Here is a 26166-nt window from a genome sequence, read left to right on the forward strand (position 1 = left end):
AATATGCAACAAATTGAACTTCAGGAAAAGGAGGAAACATTAGACATAAGGAAAGCAATTGCAAAATACCTCTATAAATGGCCTTGGTTTTTGGCATCAGTATTCGTTTTTTTAATATTCGCTTTTGGCTATTTAAGATACAGTGTTCCAAAATATCAGACAAAAACAACTTTAAAATTTGACAAAAAAGAAAATGATCTGACTTCAGCGCTTTCTGATCTCAGTAACCTTGGAATAGGCCTGGGAAATTCTGATGAGCTTAAAAGTGAAGCGGCGGTAGTCACATCAAGACCAATATTAATGCAGGTTGTAAAAAATCTGAATCTTAATGTTGAATATTACAATACAGGAGAAATTAAAGATTATCAACTCTTTACTAAAGTTCCTGTCGCGGGTAAAATTTTGAATTTTGATCCTAAATTTGTTTCATCCGAATATCATCTCACAAAAATTTCTGGAGACGATTTCACTATTGTAAATGAACATAATAGAAAATTTTCCGGAAAATTCAATGCTCCTTTGAAGCTTGATTTTGGAACAGTGGTATTAACCAGAAATTCTCTTTATGAGGTGAAGCCGGGATATAAAATTGTCTTTTGGAGTCCTATTGAAAAAGTAAAGAAACTTGAAAAAACAATTCAGGTAAATTTACCAGATGAAAAAGCTATGTTGATGGACATAAGCTTAGTTGGGTCGGTACCAGAGAAGTCGGAAACAATTCTTAATGAAGTTACACGCCAATATAATTTAGACGGTCAGAGAGATAAAAACTTACAAGCTGAAAATACACAGAAGTTTATCGATAAGAGACTGGAGGTGATTACCCGTGATCTTTCTGGAGTTGAAAACCAAAAGGAAGATTTCCAAAACCGAAATCGTATTGTTGATCTTCAGGCGCAGGCTCAATTAGCGATGCAAAATACAAGTGAGAATACAAAGGCACTTTTACAGCAGCAGGCTCAGCTTGATCTCTTAAATTCACTTACTACTGAGGCTTCTAAAGGCAATAATCAGTTAATGCCTTCAAATCTTGGCTTAAATCCTTCTCTTGAGCAATCTATTGCGCAATATAACCAAATTTTAATCAGTAGAAACAAGACGCTGAAACAGGCCACGAATGAAAACCCGGCCGTGGTAGAAATGAACAGGGAGATTGCATCATTAAAAGACATTATCAGGGATAATATCAGAGAACAGAAAGATGCAGTGAAAGCAACCATTTCACAATTACAAAATCAGATTACAACAGCTAATACGATGATTGAAAAAGTACCGGGACAATCAAAAGTATACCGGGGGATCGAACGCCAGCAAAATCTTAAGGAACAGCTTTTTCTCTTTCTTCTTCAAAAAAGGGAAGAGAACGCAATCAATTTATCAGTTGATGTTCCTAAGGCTAAAATTGTGAATCCTGCCTTTACTGAAGATGAACCGGTTTCTCCTAAAAAAAATATTGTTATTCTCGGAGCGTTTTTTCTTGGTTTGATTATTCCTTTTGCTATTTTTTACCTAATATTCCTTTTAGATGATAAAATTTACAGTAGGGATGACATTAAAGAAAGATCTAATTTAGGTGTTTTGGTAGATATCCCTTCTTTAAAGGAAACAGATAATCACTTGGTACAGAAAAATGACTTTTCCGAACTGGCAGAAGCATTCAGAGTTTTGGTTTCAAATCTTAAATTTGTATTGCCGAAGAAAGATTCTGCAAAAATTATTATGGTTACTTCTTCTGTAAAAGGTGAAGGTAAAACCCTTGTTTCTGTTAACCTTGCTTTAACCATCGCCAATAAAAACGGAAGGGCTCTTTTGATCGGTTCAGATATACGGAATCCACAAATTCAGAGATATGATAGTGAACCTGTAAAAAGAAAAGGTCTTACAGAATTTTTATACGATGAATCCGTACATGTTGAAGAACTTATCCACAATTCATATACCAACCCTTATTGTGATGTAATCTATGCGGGAACTATTCCTCCAAATCCTCAGGAACTTCTTTCGAATGGGAGATATCAAAAGCTCATCGCTCAAATGTCATCCATGTACGCTTATATCATTATAGACTCGGCACCACTCATGCTGGTTTCTGATACACTAAGTATAGCAGATGTTGCAGATGCTACATTATATGTTGTAAGATCAGGAGAATCAAAGAATATACTTATTGATTTTGCCAATGATCTTGTTAAAGATGGTAAGCTTACTAATGTATCTTTCATTGTAAATGATGTTACCAAGAGAGCAGGAGGTTATGGCTATAATTATAGTTATGGATATGGCTACAGTCAGGATACCAACAAGAAAAAGTGGTGGAATAGAATTTTTAAAATTTAACGATGGGTAAAATTTTAATCACCGGGGGAGCAGGGTTCATAGGTTCCAACCTTACTGAGCATTTTTTAAATAAAGGCTTTGAAGTGGTTTGTCTTGATAATTTTTCCACGGGGCACCGCTATAATGTAGAGCCTTTTCTGGAAAACCCTAATTATGTATTGATCGAAGGAAGCATCTGCGATCTTGAAGTTTGCAGAACAGCAGTTGAAAACGCGGATTATGTTTTACATCAGGCTGCACTCGGTTCGGTTCCAAGATCAATCAACGATCCGATCACCAGCAATGAGGTAAATGTTTCGGGCTTTCTTAATATGCTCGTGGCTGCGAGAGATGCAAAGGTGAAGCGTTTTGTATACGCCGCATCATCATCAACGTATGGTGATTCAGCTTCTTTACCGAAAGTAGAAGATGTCATCGGCCGGCCTTTGTCTCCGTATGCGATTACCAAATATGTAAATGAATTGTATGCAGATGTTTTTTCAAGGACGTATGGTATAGAGTGTATAGGATTAAGGTATTTCAATGTTTTTGGAAGAAGACAAGACCCCAACGGTGCATATGCTGCAGTAATTCCTTTGTTTGTAAAGCAGTTAATGAATCATCAGTCTCCCAAGATCAACGGAACCGGGGATTATTCGAGAGACTTTACCTATATTGATAATGTGATTCAGATGAATGAACTGGCTATGCTTACTGACAATCCTGAAGCTATTAATACCGTTTATAATACGGCTGTAGGTGACCGGACAACACTGAATGACCTTGTGAACTATATTAAAAAATATTTAAGTGATTACGATGCAAAGATTGCTGACGTCGAAATTGTACATGGTCCGAACCGTGTAGGAGACATCCCACACTCGCTTGCTTCCATAGAAAAAGCTAAGACTCTTCTAGGATACAGGCCTACCCATCCTATTGAAAATGGTCTAAAAGAAGCCGTCAAATGGTATTGGGAAAATTTAAGATAACGATCAAATAGAATTTTTATGGGAAAACAATATAAAATCGCAGTTATTGGTCTTGGGTACGTAGGACTTCCTCTAGCGCGTTTATTTGCCACAAAATATCCGGTCGTAGGATTCGACATTAATGAGAGCAGAATTGGTGAGTTGAGATCAGGAAAAGATAGTACATTAGAAGTAGAAAGCGAAATTCTGAAATCGGTTTTAGTTGATGAAAATCCTTTCGGCAAAAAGAATAGTGGTTTTTTTACTTCGGCGGACCTTAAGGATATTAAAGATGCCAACGTCTATATAGTAACGGTTCCTACGCCTGTAGACAAACATAACCGTCCGGATCTTACCCCATTATATAAGTCGTCAGAAACAGTAGGTAAAGTGCTTTCTAAAGGCGATATTGTTATTTATGAATCTACAGTATATCCAGGGGTAACAGAAGAAGAATGTATTCCGGTTTTAGAAAAAATTTCTGGAATGAAATTTAACGAAGATTTTTTTGCAGGTTATTCCCCGGAACGTATTAATCCGGGAGATAAAGACCATACTGTAGAAAAAATTCTAAAAGTAACTTCCGGTTCTACCCCTGAGATTGGTCAGGTTGTAGACAATCTTTACAAATCAGTAATTGTAGCAGGTACTCATCTTGCTCCCACTATAAAAGTTGCCGAAGCCGCCAAAGTCATTGAAAACTCACAAAGAGATATCAATATTGCCTTTGTTAATGAACTGGCAAAAATTTTCAATTTACTTGAGATAGATACCCACGAAGTCCTAAAAGCTGCAGGAACAAAATGGAATTTTTTACATTTTAAACCAGGGCTGGTAGGCGGTCATTGTATCGGCGTAGATCCTTATTATCTTGCACAGAAGGCACAGGAAAATGGTTATCATCCTGAAATAATTCTGGCAGGGCGTCGTCTTAATGATTCTATGGGGCAATATGTGGCATCGCAGCTTGTAAAATGCATGATTAAGAAAAATCTAAACATCAATGGTGCAGAGGTATTAAATTTAGGAATAACCTTTAAAGAAAACTGCCCGGACGTCCGTAATACAAAAGCGGTAGATGTTATTCACGGGCTTGAAGATTATTCTTTGAAAGTCACTACTTATGATCCATTGGCTAATGCTAAAGAGGTTGAGCATGAATATGGGCTAAATCTTGTCAAAAAAATGCCTGACCGAAAGTTTGATGCGATCATCCTTACTGTCGCCCATAATGAATTTATGAATCTGAATCTGAATGATTACCTGAAAGACGATGGTGTAATTTATGATGTACAAGGAATTCTTGCAGAATGTGATTCCAGACTTTAAAGGGAATTATAGATATAAATATATTTAAAATTCATTTCATATTTCCTGAATTTAAGTTTATCTAAATTTTAAAAGAAGTAAATTATTTAGATAATTTTGTATGTAAGCATGCTATTGACAGATTTTAGTTTGTAAAGTTAATATTAGATCGATCATAATTCATTATGAAAGAATTTAATGCATATTAAAATAAAAATACAGAATGTATAAAAGTGTATTTAAAAGAATAATCGACTTTCTGATAGCCCTTATTGGATTGATTATACTTTCACCTATATTTGTGATCGTTTTGATTATCTTGTATTTTCAGAATGATGGAAAGCCATTTTTTTTTCAGTCAAGACCCGGGATGCATGAAAAAATGTTCAATATCGTCAAGTTTAAAACCATGACGGACAAAAAGGACAGCCAGGGTAATCTTCTGCCGGACGCTGACAGGCTAACTTCCATAGGGAATTTCATTCGCCAGACTTCTCTGGATGAGATTCCCCAGCTTATCAATGTGCTCAAAGGTGATATGTCGCTTATAGGACCCCGTCCGCTGCTGCCCCAGTATCTTCCGCTATACAATACCACCCAGAGACGTAGACATGAAGTACGCCCCGGAATAACAGGCTGGGCACAGGTAAACGGAAGAAATGCTATCTCATGGGTGAAAAAATTTGAATTAGACGTCTGGTATATTGACCATCTTTCTTTTATTCTGGATTGTAAAATCATACTTCTTACTTTTAAAAAAGTTTTTAAAAAAGAAGGGATTAATAAAGAAGGACAGGCAACCACTGAGGCATTTAACGGAAATAATTAAACAGATAACGAATGTATTTGTACGGAGCAAGCGGTCATGGCAAGGTAGTTGCTGAAATTGCTGAAGAAAAGGGATATCACATTAAAGGATTTATAGACGAAGATCGATCTAAAAAGACACTTCTTAATTATGAGGTCATTCACGAAGTGCCATCGGAAAGTATAGACATCATCATTTCAATAGGAAATAATAGTATAAGAAAGAATATTGTTGAACAGAACACGTTCTTTACGTATGTTACTTTACTTCATCCAAAATCATCGGTCTCCAGGAGGGTTGATATAGAAGAAGGAACAGTTGTAATGTCCGGGGTCAGTATAAACTCTTCAGTAAGTATAGGGAAACATTGTATCATCAATACCAATTCATCAGTAGATCATGATTGTTTTATTGAAGATTTTGTGCATATTTCGCCAAATGCGGCATTAGGAGGAAGTGTTTATGTTGGAGAAGGTACCCATATAGGCTTGGGTGCAAGTATCATCCAGGGAATACGGATAGGAAAATGGTGTAGTATTGGAGCAGGTGCAGTAATCATCAAAGATATACCTGATGGTGCCACAGTAGTTGGAAATCCTGGTAAAATTATAAAAATCACCGAATTATAAACAATTAAATAAAGTAAATTATGAACATTGAGGTATGGCTTTCTTCCCCTCACATGGGTGGCGGAGAAATCAAATATATCAACGAAGCATTTGATACGAATTGGATAGCTCCTTTGGGACCTAACGTAAACGGCTTTGAAAGTGATCTGGAAAATTTTCTGGGTCAGGAAGTAAAAGTCGCAGCACTTTCTTCAGGAACAGGTGCATTGCATCTGGCACTGATTGAATGTAATGTAGGCTATGGTGATGAAGTGATTTGCCAATCGCTAACATTTTCAGCATCTGCCAATCCTATTGTATATCTCGGAGCAACACCTGTTTTCATAGATTCTGAAAAAGATACATGGAATATATGCCCGGTAGCCTTAAGGGAAGCCGTAGAAGACCGAATTGCAAAAGGTAAGAAGCCAAAAGCCGTCATTGCTGTTAATCTATACGGAATGCCCGCAAAAATGGATGAGATCATGGCGATTTGCTCAGAATATGATATTCCCCTGATCGAAGATTCCGCAGAGTCACTTGGATCTAAATATAAGGGCAGAGCCTGCGGTACTTTCGGACGTTTCAGCATTTTATCTTTTAACGGAAACAAAATCATAACTACTTCCGGAGGAGGTGCGTTGGTATGTCATTCAAAAGAAGATAAAGACAGAACCGTATTTCTGTCGACACAGGCGAGGGATAAAGCACCGCATTACCAGCATTCTGAAATAGGGTACAATTACAGAATGAGTAACATTTGTGCAGGAATTGGAAGAGGACAGATGGAAGTTCTGAACAGCAGAGTAGAAGGACGCAGAAAAATGCATGAGTTCTATGCTCAGATTTCAAAAGATCTGGAAGGTGTTGAGTTGTTTGGCGAGCCAAACGATGATTTTTACAGCAATCATTGGCTGTCAGTGATTACTATTAACGAAAAATTGGCATTAAAGAACAGAGAAGACCTTCGCCTGGCTTTTTTAGAAGATAAAATTGAATCAAGACCGATCTGGAAACCAATGCACATGCAGCCGGTATTCAAAGATGCGCCTTATTATGGAGGTGATTTTGCAGAAAAGCTCTTTGAAACAAGCCTGTGTCTTCCTTCCGGATCTAATCTGACTGATGAAGATAGAGGCAGAATTGAAAAAGTCATGCTGAATGTTCTTACTCAGAAGAAAAGTCTGGTATCACATTAAAAAAAATTGTTGCTATTGATATATAGGCAATTCACATTTAAACTTACCAAAAAGATATCAGTAAACTACTGATAAAGGCTATTTACACACAGGATTGAGCAAAAAAATAAAAGCAGGAATTAGATTATTCCTGCTTCTTTTTATCTTGTTTGATAACAGCTAATGAAATTTCCTGTTGCCATTATTGTAGGTATTTTGACTAATCCCATGAAAGTTATTATAAGTGTAATACAGGTCCTTAAAATAAATATCTGTTTCTGCATCGATCCTTTCTGTAGCCGGGATATTTTTCTCCTTTTTTGAAGCACTATAAATGTATTTCTTTTTAGATGCTGCCTTTTTCTTTAAACAATGACAATGAAGATGATCCTGTTTCTGATGATCTTCAAGTTCTAATATTCTGATTTCAGTATTTTCATACTTTTTGAATTTTTCGAAACCAATAATATCCAGTGTAAACCAAGGTTCGCCATGGTAAAAAAAATGATCGGTAATTTCCGGATTTGAGATATCTTTTTTTTCTAAAGGAGCAGAAGCGTACTAGCCGCTACAATCTGTACATACGGCAACCTGTATTTTTATTGACATAACATTTTGATTTAAGTGATTACCTTTCCTATATCAGAAGTTGTGCCATTAGCGCAAATCTTAAATAAAAAAATAAAGCCCGGTATCGATAAGTCACCATTGTTTAATTACAAAGCAGATCATAGGTTTATTTAATTTTTGGTTATCATAAATTTTAATAGTGCTTTTTCGACATATTTCCTTTTTAGCACAAATTTTACGTCTTGCATATAAAAATGGTAAATAAAAAATCAAAATTTCAGAGAATTTTAACGTTAAAAAGTGTTTTTTTTACACTTTTTAATAAAAATTATAATCTTTTTTTTTCGCTTTCTTATCATAGTATTTTATGACAGATTTTCCGTTGATTTTTTTTAACATTTTTTTTACAAAATGTTGTAAACTCACGTCTTAAGATTATTATAAGTGTACTTTTAATGATAACCTTATCATAAATTATATACAATTGTTATCATAAAAAATCGATATGTAAATGGTTGATATGTAGGTAATAGGAGTAAATTTATTTTTTTTATTCATTTGAATTTTTATATTTGTGATGTTACATAAATGTTAACAATTAAATGAGCCCCAACTTTATTCATACGTATGTATCTGTAGATTGTGTAGTATTCGGATTTGATTACGAAAACCGCTTAAACATTTTATTGGTTCAGCGTCATGTAGATGATATACCTTTAGAGAGACAGCGAAAATTACCAGGCAGTCTGATTTTTAGTGATGAGGATGTAGATGATGCGGCTCAGAGAGTACTTCATGAACTTACGGGGATCAAGAAGATGGTCCTGAAACAGTTTAAATGTTTTGCAGATCCCAGCCGTGCCAATAATGCACACGACATCAAATGGATGGGCAAAGAGTACAAGCATGATATAGACCGCATCATTACGGTAGCCTACCTTTCACTCTGTAAGATCGACCACAAAATTAACAGTACGAAATATGATACTGTAGACTGGTTTCCGATCGATGAGGTACCGCAGTTGCCATTCGATCACAACAAGATCATCAGTGAATCGCTCGTGGAAATCAGAAAATGGATAGAAACGGATTTCTCGATCATTTTTGAGCTGCTGCCGAAAAGATTTACCATCAGACAGCTATATCAGCTTTACAGCGCATTAAGTGAAAAATATATTGATATTAAAAATTTTCATAAAAAGATATCCTCCTTCAACTATATTGTTCCGTTGGATGAAATTGAAAAAAATGTGTCGCATCGGGCAGCAAGATATTATAAGTTCGATGCTAAAATTTACAAGAAAAACAATACTAAACTAATCAAATAACACGCTTCTATATAAATTATGTATTTACTAGGCTATGACATCGGCAGTTCTTCCGTAAAGGTTTGTCTCATCGAGGCATCCAGCGGAAAAGTGATTGCTTCAGAATTTTCCCCAAAAAAGGAAATGAAAATCACCGCTGTGAATCCCGGATGGGCAGAGCAGAATCCTGCAGACTGGTGGACGAATCTGAAACTTGCTCACGAAGCTGTCATGCATGAATCGGGAATACATGAAGAAGATATCAAAGGGATAGGAATCACATGGCAGATGCATGGCCTGATCCTGGTTGATAAAGACCAGAATTTATTAAGACCTTCGATCATCTGGTGCGACAGCCGCGCAGTGCCGTATGGTGAAAAAGCGTTTAAAGAAATCGGAGAAGAGAAATGTCTGTCGCATTTATTAAACTCACCGGGAAATTTCACCGCATCGAAATTAGCCTGGGTAAAAGACAACGAACCGGAAATTTTTGAAAAGATTGACAAGATAATGCTTCCGGGAGATTATATCGCTATGAAACTTTCCGGACAGATCGGAATGACGATAGAAGGGCTTTCCGAAGGTATTTTCTGGGATTTTAAAAACAACTGTATTTCGGAAGATGTAGTCGGCTATTACGGTATTCCTAAAAGCTTCTTCCCTGAGATTATCCCTACATTCGGAATTCAGGCTACGGTATCTGCAGACGCTGCCCAGGAATTGGGTTTAAAAGAAGGAACACCGATTTCTTACAGAGCCGGAGATCAGCCGAACAACGCTCTTTCACTGAATGTTTTTAACCCTGGAGAAATCGCTTCCACGGCCGGAACTTCAGGAGTCGTGTATGGAGTGCTCGATCAGCTGGAATACGATAAATTATCAAGAGTAAATACCTTTGCCCATGTTAATTACACCCCGGAACAGACAAGACTGGGTGTTTTGCTCTGCATCAACGGTACGGGAATTCTGAATTCATGGCTGAAACATAATTTTGCCACTTCACTGTCCTCGTACGGAGATATGAACGAACTGGCATCACTTTCACCGGTGGGTTCGAAAGGGCTTAGCATCGTGCCTTTCGGAAACGGAGCAGAAAGAGTATTGGAAAATAAAGAGACCAACTGCTCGATTCACGGAATCAATTTCAATATCCATACAAAAGGGGATATTCTGCGCGCGGCGCAGGAAGGAATCGTATTTTCTTACGAATACGGAATGAACATCATGAGAAATATTGGGATGGATATTCAGGTGATTCGTGCGGGAAATGCCAATATGTTTTTAAGTTCAATTTTTCGCCAGTCGCTTTCCAGTGTCAGCAATGCGGTTATTGAGCTTTACGATACCGACGGAGCTGTGGGAGCTGCAAGAGCGGCGGGAATTGGAATAGGGTTTTATGCAGATTCCAAAGAAGCATTTGCATCACTCGAAAAAATTGCAGTGATAGAGCCTGAACACGAGAAACAGGAACAATATCTGGAAGCCTATACAAGATGGAAACATCATCTTAATGAAATAATCTAAAACGAATCAGCGGAAAAAATTCCTTGGCACTTACTGATCTTTCTACATCAGTGAGAAGGGAATCACTACGCAAACTTTAAATAAAATAAATAAAAAATATGAACACTTTAACAGGTACGAAAGAGTTTTTTACAGGTATCGACAAAATTAAATTTGAAGGAAAGGAAAGCAGAAATCCAATGGCATTCCGCTATTATGATGCTGAAAAAATTGTCATGGGAAAACCTATGAAAGACTGGACGCGTTTTGCGATGGCATGGTGGCATACCTTATGTGCAAACGGCAGCGATCCATTCGGGGGGCCTACCATTCACCATCCTTGGGATATCGGAAACGATACCGTTACGAGAGCAATGCACAAAATGGACGCTGGTTTTGAGTTTATGTCTAAAATGGGCTTCAGTTACTATTGTTTCCACGACATCGATCTGGTAGATCCTGCGGATAACTGGAAAGATTATGAGAAAAACCTTCAGGCCGTCGTAGAATATGCCAAGCAAAAGCAGGCAGAAACTGGCATCAAGCTTTTATGGGGAACAGCGAACGTTTTCACGCATGAAAGATACATGAACGGAGCTTCTACAAACCCAAATTTCGATGTACTGGCCTGCGCTGGTACTCAGGTGAAGAATTCAATCGACGCAACGATTGCTTTAGGTGGTGAAAACTACGTATTCTGGGGCGGTAGAGAAGGATATATGAGCCTTCTGAATACCGATATGAAACGTGAAAAAGATCACCTGGCGCGTTTCCTTTCCATGTCAAGAGATTATGCTCGTCAGCAAGGTTTTAAAGGAACTTTCCTGATCGAACCTAAACCGATGGAGCCTACAAAACACCAATACGACTACGATTCTGAAACGGTAATCGGCTTCCTGAGACATTACGGATTGGATAAAGATTTTAAATTAAATATCGAAGTAAACCACGCTACACTGGCAGGACACACTTTTGAGCATGAACTTCAGGTGGCAGTAGATGCCGGTCTTTTAGGAAGTATCGATGCCAACAGGGGGGATTACCAGAATGGCTGGGATACAGACCAGTTCCCGGTAGATTACCTGGAGATGGTTCAGGCTTGGCTTGTGCTTCTTCCTGCAGGAGGGTTAGGAAACGGAGGAGTTAATTTTGACGCAAAGATCAGAAGAAACTCTATCGATCCTGAAGACTTGTTTATCTCTCATATCTCAGGAATGGACGTATTTGCAAAAGGACTTTTGGCAGCAGCGGACATCCTTGAACAATCAGATTATAAAAAATTAAGAACAGATCGCTACGCTTCTTTTGACAACGGAAACGGAAAGGCATTCGAAGAAGGAAATCTTACCTTGGAGGATCTTCAGAGAATAGCACATGAAATCGGGGAACCACAGCCAAAAAGCGGAAAACAGGAATTGTTTGAAGCTATTGTGAACATGTATATCTAATCAATCCAAAAAAGGCTGCTAACACTAAGGATTTTAAGAATTATAATTATTAATGGCCTTTTTTCAACCCTAATATTTAAAAATAATAATTATGAACCGATTTTATTCAGCTAAAACCAATAAAGCGGCAGTGTTTTTTGCCATGGCTTTATTACCTTCCGGTTTAGTGTACTCTCAGGCTAAGAAAGATACTTTGGCTAAGGAGACCAAAATAGAGGAAGTTGTCATGATCGGATACGGTACCCAAAGGAAAGAAGCCGTAACCGGATCTGTGGCGACGGTAAAGGGAGACGCACTTCGCGAGGTACCTTCCGCCAATATTACGCAGGCATTACAAGGAAGAACAGCAGGTGTTGATATTTCTCAAACCTCCACCAAGCCAGGTGCTGCCATGCAGATCAGGATCAGAGGAACAAGATCATTAACAGGTGATAACAACCCGTTAATTGTTCTTGACGGAATTCCGTTTGTAGGATCTCTAAGTGACATTAGTGCGAGTGATATTAAAAGTCTTGATATCCTTAAAGATGCTTCTGCAACCGCTATTTATGGTTCAAGAGGAGCGAATGGGGTTATCCTTGTAACGACGAACAGAGGTTCAAAAGGACAAAAACCTAGGTTTACTTATAATACATTTACTGGAGTTCAGACCCTTTTCTCAAAGTATCCCATGATGGATGGGCCGCAATTTGCACAGCTCCGTGCTTATGCCACTCCCGCCGGAAACACGACACCGCTTTACACCAATGGTGCAGATGAAAGCAACAGCAATAATACAGATTGGCAAAGTTTATATTATAAACCTGCTATGATGACCAGTCATGACATCGGTGTTTCAGGAGGTACAGAAGGAGGTAACTATAACGTAGGATTATCTTATTATAAGCAGAATGCACTTGTTCCTCTACAGAGCTATGAAAGATTTGCTTTGCGTGCTGCAGTTGATCAGCAGGTAGGTAAAATGTTCCGTTTTGGTTTTACTACAAATACCAATTATGCTATCTCCGAAGGAAATGGAGTGAATCCGGGAGCTGTATTAGGATATTCTCCACTGGTAGATCCTTACAGAGCTGACGGAACTCCTAAAACTATTATGACAACGGCAGGTGGTATTGATCAGAGCTGGATTTATACCCGCCAGAACCTGGAAGCATTACGAGATAAATATGTTGATGAAAGTAAAGCATTCGCATCTTATAACAACTTATATGGGGAGGTTAATCTCCCGTTAAACGGTTTAAAATACAGGTTGAATGTAGGTTTGGACTACCGTACGGCAAATAATGGAAATTATACAGGGGTCGGCGTATTCAGTACTAACCCGTCAGCTCCGTCAGCAGCAGGAAGAGGAAACAACCAGACTTACCATTGGGTTTTGGAAAATTTGCTGACTTATGATCGTACATTCGGTAAACATAAAATTAATGCAGTAGGATTGTATTCTGCCGAAGGAAACCGTTTGATAAGCTCTTACATGAGTGCAAAGAATGTTCCTGCTGATTTCTTCCAGTATTATAACTTGGGACAGTCTCCTCAAGCTGACATTACCGTAAGACCGGAAGATCAGAGCTATTCACAGACCGGATTACTTTCTGCAATGGGAAGAGTGATGTACACCTATGATAACAAGTATATGTTGACGGCGACACTTCGTGCGGACGGATCTTCAAGGCTGGCTCCAGGTAACAAATGGCATACTTATCCTGCGATCTCAGTAGGATGGAATGTTACCAATGAATCTTTTATGCAAAACATAAAGGCACTAAACCTTCTTAAATTCAGAGCAGGATGGGGTCAAACCTCAAACCAGGCTGTGAATCCTTACTCTACAATGGGAAGAATGAATGTCGCTCCTTACAACTTTGGGGGAACGGGAAGTACAGGTGTTTATGGTGACCAGGCTCCGAATCCGGGATTGGGTTGGGAATATTCAAGAACACAAAACTATGGGATTGATTTCGGGTTATTCGCAAACAGGTTAACAGGTAGTGTTGAATATTACAAAACGCATACGGTGGACCTCCTTACTCAAAAAAGTCTGGCACCGTCAAGTGGTTGGGGATCAATAGTTCAGAATGTTGCAGAAACCGAAAATAAAGGTTTTGAAGTTTCTCTAAACGGATTGATTCTCGATAATCCTGATGGTTTTTCTTGGGAAGCCGGAGTGAATTTTTATACAAACAGAAATAAAATATTATCCCTTGCTTCAGGAACACAACGTGACGTAAATAATCTTTGGTTTGTTGGTCATAACATCAATTCTCTGTATGATTATCAGTACATTGGATTATGGCAGGCGGGAGATCCTTATCAGAATATTCTTGAGCCGGGAACAGCTGCCGATGTCATAGGATCAATCAAAGTTCTATATACCGGAGGCTATAACGCTGATGGCACGCCAACGAGAGCTATCAATGCCGATGACCGTCAGATTTTTGATACGGCTCCTAAATTTCAGGGAGGTTTTAATATGAGATTTTCATATAAGAATTTTGAACTCAGTACAGTGGGAGCATTTCAGCAAGGTGGTATTCTTGTAAGTACATTGTACGGATCTGCAAGTTATCTAAACAGACTTACAGGTAGAGGTAATAACGTTGATGTAGACTATTGGACAGAAAACAACACCGACGCTTATTTTCCACGTCCCGGAAGACACCTGAGTGGTGATAACCCTAAGTATTCTTCCACACTCGCTATGTTTGATGCTTCCTACCTCAAATTGCGTACCATTACATTAGGGTATAATATTGATAAAGAATTCCTGAAAGATTTAAAAATCAATAGCTTCAGAATCTATTTTACTGTAACAAATCCTCTCGTATTGTTTTCCCCGTACCACAAATTCTCAGGAATGGATCCGGAACCTAACTCTCTAGGGAATGAAAACCAGGCCGTAAGCGGATATCAAAGCCGTCAGCTTGTGATCGGAACAAACAATCCATCTACAAGGAACTATTTAATGGGACTTAACTTAACCTTCTAAACTGTAGAGTCATGATAAATATTAATAAAAAAATGATTTTGGGAGCCATCTTCCTGTCATTAACATTTACAGGTTGTAACGAAATTCTTGACGAGCAGCCAAGATCGGGATATAGTGTTGATTATTTCAATACACCCGATGGTGTAAAGCAGAGTTTTACTGCATTATACAGACAAATGAGACTTCTGTACGGAAATGGTTACTTTATGAGTAACTGTCAGAACGGAACAGACGAATCAACATGGGCACAAAGTGCCGATGGAAACTTTAAGGAACTTGACATGTCTGGTCAAGGAAATATTAATCCTAACACGTTTCCGACAAGTATGGTATGGGGAGCGGTGTTCCCTTATATCAATACCGCAAACGGAATTATTGAAAAAGGTCCTGGGTTCGGTATCGCAGAATCCATGATCTCAGAAGCAAGATTTTTCAGAGGGTTTGATTATTTTATGCTTGTACAGACTTATGGAGGGATTCCTTTAGATATGGGACAGGGAGAACTAAAATATAATACACTTCCTTCTACTTCATTTGTAAGAAATACTGTTCCGGAAGTTTATACGAAAGCAATATTTCCGGATCTTAAGATGGCCATAGATAATCTTCCTACGGCACCGCGCGTAACAGGAGGGGTAACAAAAAATGTAGCCAGACTTATGTTGGCCAAAGCCTATCTTACATATGGATGGTGGCTCCAGAATCCCAATAATATACCTACGTACCCGGAAACATCAAGAACCGATCCTAATGGACATAACGCACAGTGGTATTTTCAGCAGGCTTATGATCTAGCTTTAGAAGGAATCAACAACCCTAATGGTTATGCTCTACAGCCTACATTTTATGATGTTAACGTAGGTTCGAACGACAGAAATACAGAAAGTATGCTGTATGCAGACCATACGCAATCCAGCACGTATTATAACGAAAGTGATCCTGTTGGTTTCGGATCTGGTTGGGCTCCTGATAATTTTGCTGCATGGATGCAGACCTGGAATTATACAGCTATCAAAAGTAGCAAAACCACGGCTTGGAATCCTGCTACCGATATTGTTAGTTCAGTACAGCGTGAAGCAGCTCAGTCTCTGGGTCGTCCTTGGGTACGTATGTGTCCTACATTAGGCGTAATCAAAAATACATTCGCAGATAAAACCAATGACTCAAGATACGATGGTACTTTTGTAACCACATACCGTGGAAACTGGAACAAAAACGGAACAGGCCTTACTACGGTAGGAACACTTTACAATGCGAATAACTTACCGGTACAGCCGGGTGGAGCTATTTTAAGTTTCCTTAATGATGATTCACAAACCCCTTCATATCCTACCGGTGCAGGACAAAGCGGGGTAGGGGCCGGAACACTTGCTGGCAGGGCAGACTGGATAATTGCTCCTAATGGAATCAATAGAATCGTTTATCCTGGTTTATGGAAAATAGGAACCTACCGTACAGACGACCCGAACGGTCTTGGATATCCTAACGCAGGCCTTACCCGTCCTTTTTCAGTAGCTAAGTTCTCTGAATTCTACTTTATTGCAGCTGAAGCAGCAGTGAAGGGTGCTTCCGGAGCTATGAGCGCAAGAGATCTTATCAACGTTATCCGTGCAAGAGCAGGGAAATGGAAGTTTAACAATGCGCAAAATACTGCTTTTGTAGCAGATAATAGTGCAGCAATGATCTCTGCGACCCCTGCTACAATCACTATTGATTACATCCTTGCGGAAAGATCAAGAGAATACTATGGGGAATTCTACAGATGGTATGATTTGGTACGTACGCAGAAGTGGGCAGAATACGCAGCAACCTATCAGATTGGAGGTGCATCATATGGTGATCACACTCCGCAGACTGTAACAAGAAATATTCAGCCTTTCCATTATCTGAGACCAATTCCACAGGGACAGCTTGATGCGATGGAAGTGAGTGCAGATGTGAAAGCGAAATTCCAGAATCCTGGATACTAATTAATTTTATTCTTACATTCATATTAATAACAAAGTAGGTGTTCGTGAAAAAGCACCTGCTTTGTTTAATGAATAAAAATTGAAGATTATGGAAAAAACATGGCGTTGGTTTGGCAAAAAAGATAAAATAACATTGAAGACGCTCCGTCAGATCGGAGTGGAAGGAATTGTTTCAGCACTTCACGATATTCCCAACGGACAGGTCTGGAGTTTAGAGGCGGTCAATGATTATAAAAACTACATAGAAAGTCACGGTCTTCGCTGGTCTGTAGTGGAAAGTCTCCCTGTGAGTGAAGCCATTAAATACGGAGGTGAAGACCGCGACTTTTTAATAGAAAATTACATCACAAGTCTCGAAAACCTGGGCAAAGCCGGTGTAACAACTGTTTGTTACAACTTTATGCCGGTGCTCGACTGGGCCAGGACCGACCTTTTCCACGAATGGGAAGACGGTTCTTCATCCTTATATTTTGATAAAGCCAAATTCGCTTATTTTGAAATTCATATTTTAAAAAGAAAAGGGGCAGAGGGAGATTATACGCCGGAAATCCTTCAGAAAGTGGAAGAACTTAAAAATACCCTTACCGAAGAAGATAATAATAATTTGATTGATTCGGTGATTGTAAAAACCCAGGGATTCGTAAACGGAAATATTAAGGAAGGCGATCTGAACCCGGTAGAAAAGTTCAATAATTTATTGGCTTTGTACGATGGAATTGATAAAAACAAACTTCGTGAAAACCTGAAATATTTCCTGGAAAAGATAATGCCGGTTTGTGAAAAGTGGGACATCCAGATGTGTGTGCATCCCGACGATCCGCCGTTTTCATTACTAGGCTTACCGAGAATTGTAACCAATGAAGAAGACATCGACTGGTTCCTGAATGCCGTAGACAATCCACATAACGGACTGACATTCTGTGCAGGATCTTTAAGCGCAAATCTTAATAACGATGTTCCAAAGCTTGCCAAGAAGTTTGCGCACCGCACGAAATTCGTTCACCTCAGAAGCACCAATGTTTTTGACAATGGCGATTTCATCGAAGCGCATCATTTAGGCGGAAGAGGAAAATTGATCGATGTTATAAGAGTTTTTGAAAAAGAAAATCCGGATTTACCAATGAGAATAGATCACGGAAGACTTTTAACCGAAGATATTGATAAAGGCTACAATCCTGGCTATTCGTTTTTAGGAAGAATGCTGGCTTTAGGTCAGATTGAAGGCGCAATGGCCGCCATTCAAAACGAAATGGCCAGACAAAATTAGCACTCGTTTTTAATCAATATCAATCATCATTTATCAATCATAAAAATGAACGAAATATTCAGCATAAAAGATAAAGTAGCCATTATTACGGGAGCTTCCGGTGTTTTAGGCGGAAGTCTGGCAAAAAGTTTCATAGATGCAGGGGCAAAAGTAGTGGCACTGGGCAGAAGCCAGGAAAAACTGGATGCCTTTGTTAAGGAATTAACGGTATCAGGCGGTGACGCATTCGCCGTTGAAGCCAATGTGATGGACATCCCAAGCCTTGAAGCAGCTTCAAAAAAGATTACAGAAAAATATGGCAAAATAGATATTCTTTTAAATATCGCAGGCGGAAATATCCCGTCGGCAACCTTATCTCCAGAGCAGTCATTTTTCGACATGAAAATAGAAGGCTGGAATGAGGTGACCGATCTGAACATCAACGGAACCGTTTATCCAAGCTATGTATTTGGAAAAGTGATGGCCGAACAGGGAATTGGAAGCATCGTAAACATTTCCTCCATGGCAGCTTATTCCGCGATTACAAGAGTAGCGGGATATTCGGCAGCAAAATCGGCGATTACCAATTTTACCCAATGGCTGGCTTCGGATGTTGCTTTGAAATTCGGCGATAAAATAAGAGTGAATGCAGTAGCACCGGGATTTTTCATCGGTGACCAGAACCGCGCAATTCTCCTGAACCCGGATGGCTCATTAACGGAGAGAAGTCAGAAAGTTATTGCCAAAACACCGATGCAGCGATTTGGCGAAGTAGAAGAACTGAACGGAGCTGTACAGTTCCTCTGTTCAGAAGCCGCAAGTTTTATTACCGGTGCCTTACTGCCTGTTGATGGCGGTTTCAGTGCTTTTAGCGGCGTTTAAGATAAAGTTATATTTTCTTCATATTTAAATAAACAAGATCTTAATCAACATAAGGTCTTGTTTTTAAAAAAAATAATTTTTGAATCATTAAAACCAGATAATGACTCATTCAAATAACAATAAAGAAGTTTTCGGAGCGTCATTTTTACTAGGATCCGCAAAAGCAGAAAATCTCTACTTCGGGTATGCGAAGGAAATGCCGATTATCGATTATCACAACCATTTGGAACCGGATGTTATCTCCAGGAATCTTAATTTCCGTTCTCCAACAGCAGTCTGGCTGGATGGCGACCATTACAAATGGCGCGCTATGAGGAATTTCGGTATTGATGAGCAATTCATTTCCGGAAATGCCTCAGACTTGGAAAAATTTAAAAAATGGGCAGAAGTCGTTCCAAATACACTCAGAAATCCATTATTCCACTGGACGCATCTTGAGCTTAAAAATCCTTTCGGAATCAAAGAATATCTTTCGCTAAAAAATGCGGAATCTGTTTACAATCAGATGAATGCGAGTCTGCAGACATCAGAATTTTTGCCACAATCTATCATTGAAAATTTTAAGGTAGAAGCGCTTTGCACAACAGACGATCCGGCAGACGATCTGGCTTATCATAAAGCTTTGAAAAAAAGCAGCTTTAAAACGGCTGTTTTACCGGCTTTTCGTCCGGATGCTTACATCAACATCATCAATCCGGAACAATATTTATCTGGTATCAAAAAACTTGAAAAGGTCTGCGGGACCGAAATTAATTCATCTTCAGATTTGCTGAATGCACTTCAATCCAGAATTAATTATTTTGCAGATAATGGAGCAAAAGTGGCAGACCACGGCTTCGAATATTTTCCCTGTACAACCCTTTGGAATCAAAGTCTGGAAACCGAATTTTCAGAATTTTTAAAGGGAAATAAACCGGCTTTTTCAAATCCCGAAGCTTTATGCGGACACCTGCTGAAAGAGCTTTGCCGTATGTATCATGAAAAAGGCTGGGTACAGCAGTTTCATGTGGGCGCAACCAGAAATAATAATTCCGACATGCTCCGTAAAATCGGCGCCAATTCCGGATATGACGCTATTGGCGAACAATATTTTTCCCAAAAGATGAGCATTCTTTTAGATGAATTAAATGCTAAAGATCAACTCACTAAAACGATCATATACAATCTTAATCCTACGTTTAACGAAGTGCTGGCATCATTAGCGGGGAATTTCAACCAAAGCGGTATCAAATCTAAAGTGCAGTTTGGTGCAGCGTGGTGGTTTTTAGACCAGCTCGACGGAATGAAAAAGCAGATGAATACGCTGTCCAATATCGGACTGATCAGCACATTTGTGGGAATGCTTACCGATTCCAGAAGCCTTCTGTCATTCTCAAGACACGATTACTTCAGAAGGCTGCTCTGCAATATGTTTGGCAGCGAGATGGAAAAAGGACTGCTGCCTGACGACGAAGAATGGGTCGGAAAGATAATACAGGATATCTGTTATTACAATACCAAAAACTATTTCGGATTCTAATCGTTTGAAATAAATCTAATGAAAAGTAGTTATCCCGCAGAAGTTTACAATGCTTTTGCGGGTAAACGAAAACAAAATTAAAATTTAAAACAGAAAAAGCCAATGGCATCTTCAGAGAAAATAGTATGTTTTGGAGAACTGCTGCTCCATTTTGCTCCTGATTCAGAAGGAAACTGGCTGAATGAACAGGCGATGAAAATTTTCATTGGTAGTGCAGAATATAATGTGGCTTCTGCACTTTCGCAATGGGAAAATCCAGTTAAATTACTTTCCGTTTTACCGGAAAATTTTGTCGGAAATCAATTGGAAGTTCAACTTCAAAACAAAGGAATTGAGATTCTGGCAGAAAAAAATAATGGGAGAATCGGAACTTTTTACCTATCATCGGACGGTGATATGCAGAACGCTTCGGTAGTGTATGACCGCTTTCCATCCGTTTTTACACAGTCCGATTTTTCTCAGTTTAGTTTTGATGAAATTTTTTCTGAAGTTAAATGGCTTCACATCAGTACAATTACACCGGCATTGAGCGAAAACGCTTACCAAAAATGTCTTGATTTAATGAAGGAGGCGGTGAAAAGAAATATCACAGTCTCTTTGGATTTAAATTACCGTGCAGCACTTTGGAAAGACAAAAATCCATCTGAATTGATCAGTAAAATGATACCTTTTGTGAATGTTCTGATGGGAAATATCTGGTCGATTCAGCAATTTTTAGAAATCCCGATTGAATATGAACTGAACGGAGATTTTGATGACGAAAATCTTTTAAAGCAAGCCGAAAAATCAGCATTGCAAATTCAGAAACAATTCCCGAATGTGGAAATGATAGCCAACACATTTCGTTTCACAAATGGTGAAAAAGTGAATTATTATGCGACTTTATTCACTGACCAGCTTTTGGTTTCGGAACAATACCAATCCGATAAGATCGAGGAAAGAGTCGGCAGCGGCGATTCGTTTATGGCAGCATTAATTCACGGAAAAATCAAAGGAAACCCTTCACAGAAAATCTTGGAAGATGCGACAAGGGTGGCCTTCAAAAAACTATTTGTAAAAGGCGACACCATTGACGAATCTATAAATATCGAAAAATTATGAATCCAGTCATACAGAAAATAAAAGACCAGAAAATCGTTCCGTTGTTCTACAACGAATCTTTTGAGGTTTCAAAAAATACGGTGAAAGCCCTTTACGACGGTGGAATCCGTGTCATAGAATATACCAACCGCGGCGCGCAGGCTTTGGAAAATTTTACCAAACTTAAGGAAATTTCATCCACAGAATTCCCCGGACTTTTATTAGGAATCGGAACGGTGAAAAATACAAATGAAATGGACGATTACACCAATGCAAAAGCTGATTTCATCATTACACCGGTTATTAGCAGGAAGCTTATCAGACATTCGGTAAAGAAAAATGTGCTGCTGATTCCGGGATGTTTTACACCGTCGGATGTTAACCAGGCTTTTCAGAGCGGACTTAATTTAGTTAAAATATTTCCGGCCGATGCTTTAGGTAAAAATTATATCAAATCGATCCGGCCCGTTTTTCCGGGAATGAATTTCATGCCGACTGGTGGTGTAAATGCCGATGTTGAGGATATCAATGAATGGTTCAATGGCGGTGCAATCGCTGTTGGATTAGGAAGTTCCCTGGTAAAATCAGATTTGAAAGAACAGGAACTCACCGAAAAAGTGAAAAATTTATTACAACAACTTAATCAAAACTAATGCAGGCTCAAAAAAACCGCAATATCAGATGGTTCATGCTGTCTCTGGTCTTTCTCGCGACGACCATCAATTATCTCGACCGTCAGGTAATGGGGTTGTTAAAACCTATCCTGGAAAAAGAATTCGTATGGGATGAAAAAGACTACAGCTATATTGTCATGGCATTCACAGCAACGTATGCCATCGGATATCTGGCGATGGGAAGATTCATCGACAGGGTAGGGACCAAAATCGGATATGCCGTTTCTTTGATTGTATGGAGTCTTGCGTCTATCGGTCACGGATTTGTGAAAAGCACGGTTGGATTTATCATTGCAAGGAGCACATTGGGAATCAGTGAAGCAGGAAATTTTCCGGCTGCCATTAAATCGGTCGCAGAATGGTTTCCTAAAAAAGAACGGGCTTTGGCCACCGGTATTTTCAATTCCGGAGCCACGGTTGGGGCTATCCTGGCACCACTTCTTGTTCCGTTTATTTTAGGACATTACGGCTGGAGAGAAACTTTTGTCTGGATCGGAGCATTAGGATTATTATGGATCCTACTCTGGTGGAGATTTTATCAGATTCCCGAAAAAACAAAAAAACTGACTTCTGAAGAGCTTCAATATATCAAAAGTGATCAGGACGGAAAAACAAAGGAACAGTCAAAAATTCCGCTTTCAGAATTACTGAAGTACAAAGTGACATGGTCATTCGCTATCGGGAAAATGCTTACCGACCCGATCTGGTATTTCTTTATGTTCTGGCTTCCTGCCTATTTTTCAGATGTTTTTAAAATGGATTTGACCAAACCTTCCATCCCGTTGATTATCATCTACAGCGGAACCACGATCGGAAGTATCGGTGGCGGCTATTTGTCTTCAGTTTTGATTAAAAAAGGCTGGGCCATCGGGAAAGCAAGAAGTTTTACCATGCTTTTATTTGCTTTAATGGTCGTTCCGGTCATGTTTTCAAAATATGTCGACAATATGTGGCTGATTACCATTATTATTGCCTTTGCTACAGCGGCACATCAGGGTTGGGGCGCCAATCTGATGACGACGGTGGGAGACAAATTACCCAATAATTATGTCAGTTCGGTCATCGGTTTTGGCGGAATGCTGGGTTCGGCAGCCGGAATTCTTTTTCCACTTTTTATCGGGATAGTTTTGGATACATTCAAAAAAGCAGGAAATATCAACGGAGGCTACAACATCATTTTCTTCATTGCAGGAATTTCGTATGTCGCCGCTTGGGGGATTATTTGGCTGATTAATAGAAATGCTGCCGGAAATTCTTTTTCAGAAAAGAAAATTTAAAAAATGAATATCAGGTTTTCCATATTAACCCTTTGTCTTTTCATAAGCGCATTTTCCTTTGCCCAGAAAGGCGGAAAATACAAGCTGTGGTACGGCAAACCTGCCAAACAGTGGGTGGAAGCATTGCCGATCGGAAACGGGCGGCTTGCAGCAATGGTTTTTGGAGATCCTGCTAAAGAAAAAATTCAGCTGAATGAAAGTACCTTCTGGTCCGGCGGCCCTTCGCGGAACGATAATCCTGACGGTCCGAAAGTCCTGGATTCTATCAGATATTACCTTTTTAACGGAAATTACAAATGTGCCCAGATTCTTGCGGATAAAGGTTTAACGGCAAAAACCCTTCACGGTTCAGCCTTCCAGAATATTGGTGATTTAATTCTTGACTTTAAAAATAGTAGTGATTTTAAAAATTACTACAGAGAATTAGATATTGAAAAAGCAATTACAACAACCACTTTCTCAGCCAACGGGATCAATTTTAAAAGAGAGGTTTTCGCTTCGATTCCTGATAATGTAATTGTTATCAAATTAAGTTCAGACAAAAAAAATGCCCTGAGTTTTTTAGCTCAATTCAACAGTGAACTCAAAAAAAACAGCAAAGCAATTGATACTAATACATTGCAAATGGAAGGTTTGTCTTCAACTTTAGACGGCGTTCAGGGACAAGTCAGATTCAGTGCAATCGCAAAAATCCTTAATAAAGATGGCAAAACGGAAGTTTCAGAAAACAGTATTGCCGTAAGCAACGCCAGTGAGGTCACCATTCTGATTTCCATTGCAACCAATTTTACCGATTACAAAACTTTAAGCACCGACGAAGTTTTAAAAAGCAAAAAATACATTTCGGAAGCAGAACCTAAAAGCTTCAACACTTTACTTAAAAATCATCTGAATACCTATCAGAGCTATTTTAAAAGAGTTAATTTAGATTTAGGCACTTCCAATGCGGCAAAAAATCCCACCGATATCAGGATTAAAAACTTTGCCACATCTTACGATCCTGAGCTGATTGCATTGTACTACCAATTCGGACGTTATTTGCTGATTTCCTCATCACAGCCAGGCGGTCAGCCCGCCAATCTTCAGGGTATCTGGAACAATTCCAACAAACCGGCGTGGGACAGCAAATACACCATCAATATCAACACGGAAATGAATTACTGGCCGGCGGAAAAAACCGGTCTGCCAGAAATGCATGAACCGCTGATTAGGATGGTAAAAGACTTGAGTGAATCCGGAAAGGAAACGGCAAAAACCATGTACAACAGCCGTGGCTGGGTCGCTCACCACAACACCGATATCTGGAGAATTACCGGGGTGGTGGACTTTGCCAATGCCGGCATGTGGCCGATGGGCGGAGCCTGGCTTTCCCAGCACCTGTGGGACAAATACCTGTATAGCGGGGATCTGAATTACCTCAGATCGGTCTATCCGATTCTGAAATCCGCCGCACAATTCTACGAAGATTTTCTTATCGAAGAGCCTATGCATCACTGGTTGGTCGTAAGCCCGTCCATGTCTCCCGAAAATATTCCGAATGGACATCAGGGAAGTGCTTTGGCAGCTGGAAATACAATGGATAATCAACTGATGTTTGACCTTTTTAGCAAGACAAAAAAAGCAGCAGAAATTCTTAATGTAGATTCCGATAAAATAAAAGTTTGGAATAAAATTATCTCTAAATTACCGCCGATGCAGATCGGACATTACGGCCAGCTGCAGGAATGGATGGGCGATTGGGACGACCCGAAAGACAATCACCGCCACGTTTCTCATCTGTACGGATTATTTCCGTCCAATCAAATCAACCCGTTCACCACGCCGGAACTCACAGATGCTGCAAGAACCGTCCTCATCCATCGAGGCGACGTTTCCACAGGATGGAGTATGGGGTGGAAAGTGAATCTCTGGGCAAAACTGCTCGACGGAAATCATGCGAATAAATTAATTAAAGACCAATTAACTTTGGTGGAAAAAGACGGCTGGGGAAGCAAAGGCGGAACCTACCCGAATCTGTTCGATGCCCATCCGCCGTTCCAGATCGACGGAAACTTCGGCTGTACCTCGGGAATCACCGAAATGCTGCTACAGACGCAGAACGGTTTCATTGACATTCTTCCGGCACTTCCTGACGAATGGAAAAACGGCAACATCTCCGGACTGAAAACCTATGGCGGATTTGAAGTGAGCATCGTCTGGGAAAATCATAAAACTAAAGAAATTACCATACAATCAGCATTAGGCGGAAATTGCAGAATCAGGATTCCGGACGAAATGGAATTAAAAGGAAAAACAAAACTTAAAAAAGCGGAAGGCAAAAACCCGAATCCTTTTTTTGAAATTCCTGAAATTAAAAAACCGTTGATCTCAAAAGAGGCAAAACTGAATCCCGTTGAAATGAAAAACCATTTGATTTACGATTTCCCGACGGAAGCCGGAAAAATCTATAAATTAAAAATAAAACAAAAAGTCCCGAAGGGACGGCTTAATATAGAATAGGATAAAATCCTATTAA

At 39.3% G+C, this 26166-nt stretch carries 18 protein-coding genes; all 18 read left to right on the plus strand.

All coding sequences use genetic code 11. The features are described 5' to 3' along the window. The first annotated feature begins 3 nt into the window (after positions 1-3). Complete coding sequence (locus tag AC0N32_RS05210; protein WP_476392803.1) at positions 4-2337, plus strand: GumC family protein; 2334 nt, start codon at positions 4-6, stop codon at positions 2335-2337. Positions 2338-2339: 2 nt separating this feature from the next. Then, entirely contained in the window at positions 2340-3308 is a 969-nt protein-coding gene (locus tag AC0N32_RS05215; protein WP_476392804.1) for an SDR family oxidoreductase, read from the plus strand. 18 nt (positions 3309-3326) lie between these two features. Continuing rightward, entirely contained in the window at positions 3327-4616 is a 1290-nt protein-coding gene (locus AC0N32_RS05220) for a nucleotide sugar dehydrogenase (protein ID WP_476392805.1), read from the plus strand. Positions 4617-4818: 202 nt separating this feature from the next. Further along, positions 4819-5424, plus strand: coding sequence for a sugar transferase (locus tag AC0N32_RS05225; RefSeq protein ID WP_476392806.1), 606 nt, complete (start codon positions 4819-4821; stop codon positions 5422-5424). Between the two features lie 11 nt (positions 5425-5435). Continuing rightward, a complete protein-coding gene (locus AC0N32_RS05230) occupies positions 5436-6032 on the plus strand; it encodes an acetyltransferase (RefSeq protein ID WP_476392807.1) in 597 nt (198 codons plus the stop codon). Between the two features lie 20 nt (positions 6033-6052). Continuing rightward, positions 6053-7210 carry a DegT/DnrJ/EryC1/StrS family aminotransferase gene (locus AC0N32_RS05235; RefSeq protein WP_476392808.1) on the plus strand — a complete coding sequence of 386 codons (1158 nt, stop codon included), beginning with the start codon at positions 6053-6055 and terminating at the stop codon, positions 7208-7210. A 1151-nt stretch (positions 7211-8361) separates the two neighbouring features. Further along, a complete protein-coding gene (locus tag AC0N32_RS05240) occupies positions 8362-9087 on the plus strand; it encodes an NUDIX hydrolase (protein ID WP_476392809.1) in 726 nt (241 codons plus the stop codon). Positions 9088-9105: 18 nt separating this feature from the next. After that, positions 9106-10590, plus strand: coding sequence for a xylulokinase (locus AC0N32_RS05245; protein ID WP_476392810.1), 1485 nt, complete (start codon positions 9106-9108; stop codon positions 10588-10590). A 98-nt stretch (positions 10591-10688) separates the two neighbouring features. Further along, the gene (gene xylA / locus AC0N32_RS05250; protein WP_476392811.1) at positions 10689-12017 is read left to right on the plus strand and encodes a xylose isomerase; all 1329 of its coding nucleotides are present in this window, start codon (positions 10689-10691) and stop codon (positions 12015-12017) included. Positions 12018-12108: 91 nt separating this feature from the next. Then, positions 12109-15003: a SusC/RagA family TonB-linked outer membrane protein gene (locus AC0N32_RS05255; protein WP_476392812.1), complete on the plus strand. Its 2895-nt coding sequence runs from the start codon at positions 12109-12111 to the stop codon at positions 15001-15003. A gap of 11 nt (positions 15004-15014) precedes the next feature. Further along, positions 15015-16973 (plus strand): RagB/SusD family nutrient uptake outer membrane protein, encoded by a 1959-nt coding sequence (locus tag AC0N32_RS05260; protein ID WP_476392813.1) that lies wholly within the window; start codon positions 15015-15017, stop codon positions 16971-16973. A gap of 88 nt (positions 16974-17061) precedes the next feature. Next, positions 17062-18240: a mannonate dehydratase gene (uxuA, locus tag AC0N32_RS05265; protein ID WP_476392814.1), complete on the plus strand. Its 1179-nt coding sequence runs from the start codon at positions 17062-17064 to the stop codon at positions 18238-18240. Positions 18241-18285: 45 nt separating this feature from the next. Next, a complete protein-coding gene (locus AC0N32_RS05270; protein ID WP_476392815.1) occupies positions 18286-19101 on the plus strand; it encodes an SDR family oxidoreductase in 816 nt (271 codons plus the stop codon). 100 nt (positions 19102-19201) lie between these two features. Continuing rightward, positions 19202-20620: a glucuronate isomerase gene (uxaC, locus tag AC0N32_RS05275; protein WP_476392816.1), complete on the plus strand. Its 1419-nt coding sequence runs from the start codon at positions 19202-19204 to the stop codon at positions 20618-20620. Between the two features lie 102 nt (positions 20621-20722). Continuing rightward, positions 20723-21721, plus strand: coding sequence for a sugar kinase (locus AC0N32_RS05280; RefSeq protein WP_476392817.1), 999 nt, complete (start codon positions 20723-20725; stop codon positions 21719-21721). After that, entirely contained in the window at positions 21718-22353 is a 636-nt protein-coding gene (locus AC0N32_RS05285; RefSeq protein WP_476392818.1) for a bifunctional 4-hydroxy-2-oxoglutarate aldolase/2-dehydro-3-deoxy-phosphogluconate aldolase, read from the plus strand. Before AC0N32_RS05280 ends, AC0N32_RS05285 begins: the two co-directional genes overlap by 4 nt. After that, on the plus strand, positions 22353-23651 hold the full coding sequence (locus AC0N32_RS05290) for an MFS transporter (RefSeq protein ID WP_476392819.1): 1299 nt from the start codon (positions 22353-22355) through the stop codon (positions 23649-23651). Before AC0N32_RS05285 ends, AC0N32_RS05290 begins: the two co-directional genes overlap by 1 nt. A 3-nt stretch (positions 23652-23654) precedes the next feature. Next, positions 23655-26150 (plus strand): glycoside hydrolase family 95 protein, encoded by a 2496-nt coding sequence (locus AC0N32_RS05295; RefSeq protein ID WP_476392820.1) that lies wholly within the window; start codon positions 23655-23657, stop codon positions 26148-26150. The last annotated feature ends 16 nt before the right edge of the window (positions 26151-26166 follow it).

It is taken from the genome of Chryseobacterium endophyticum, from assembly GCF_056333165.1.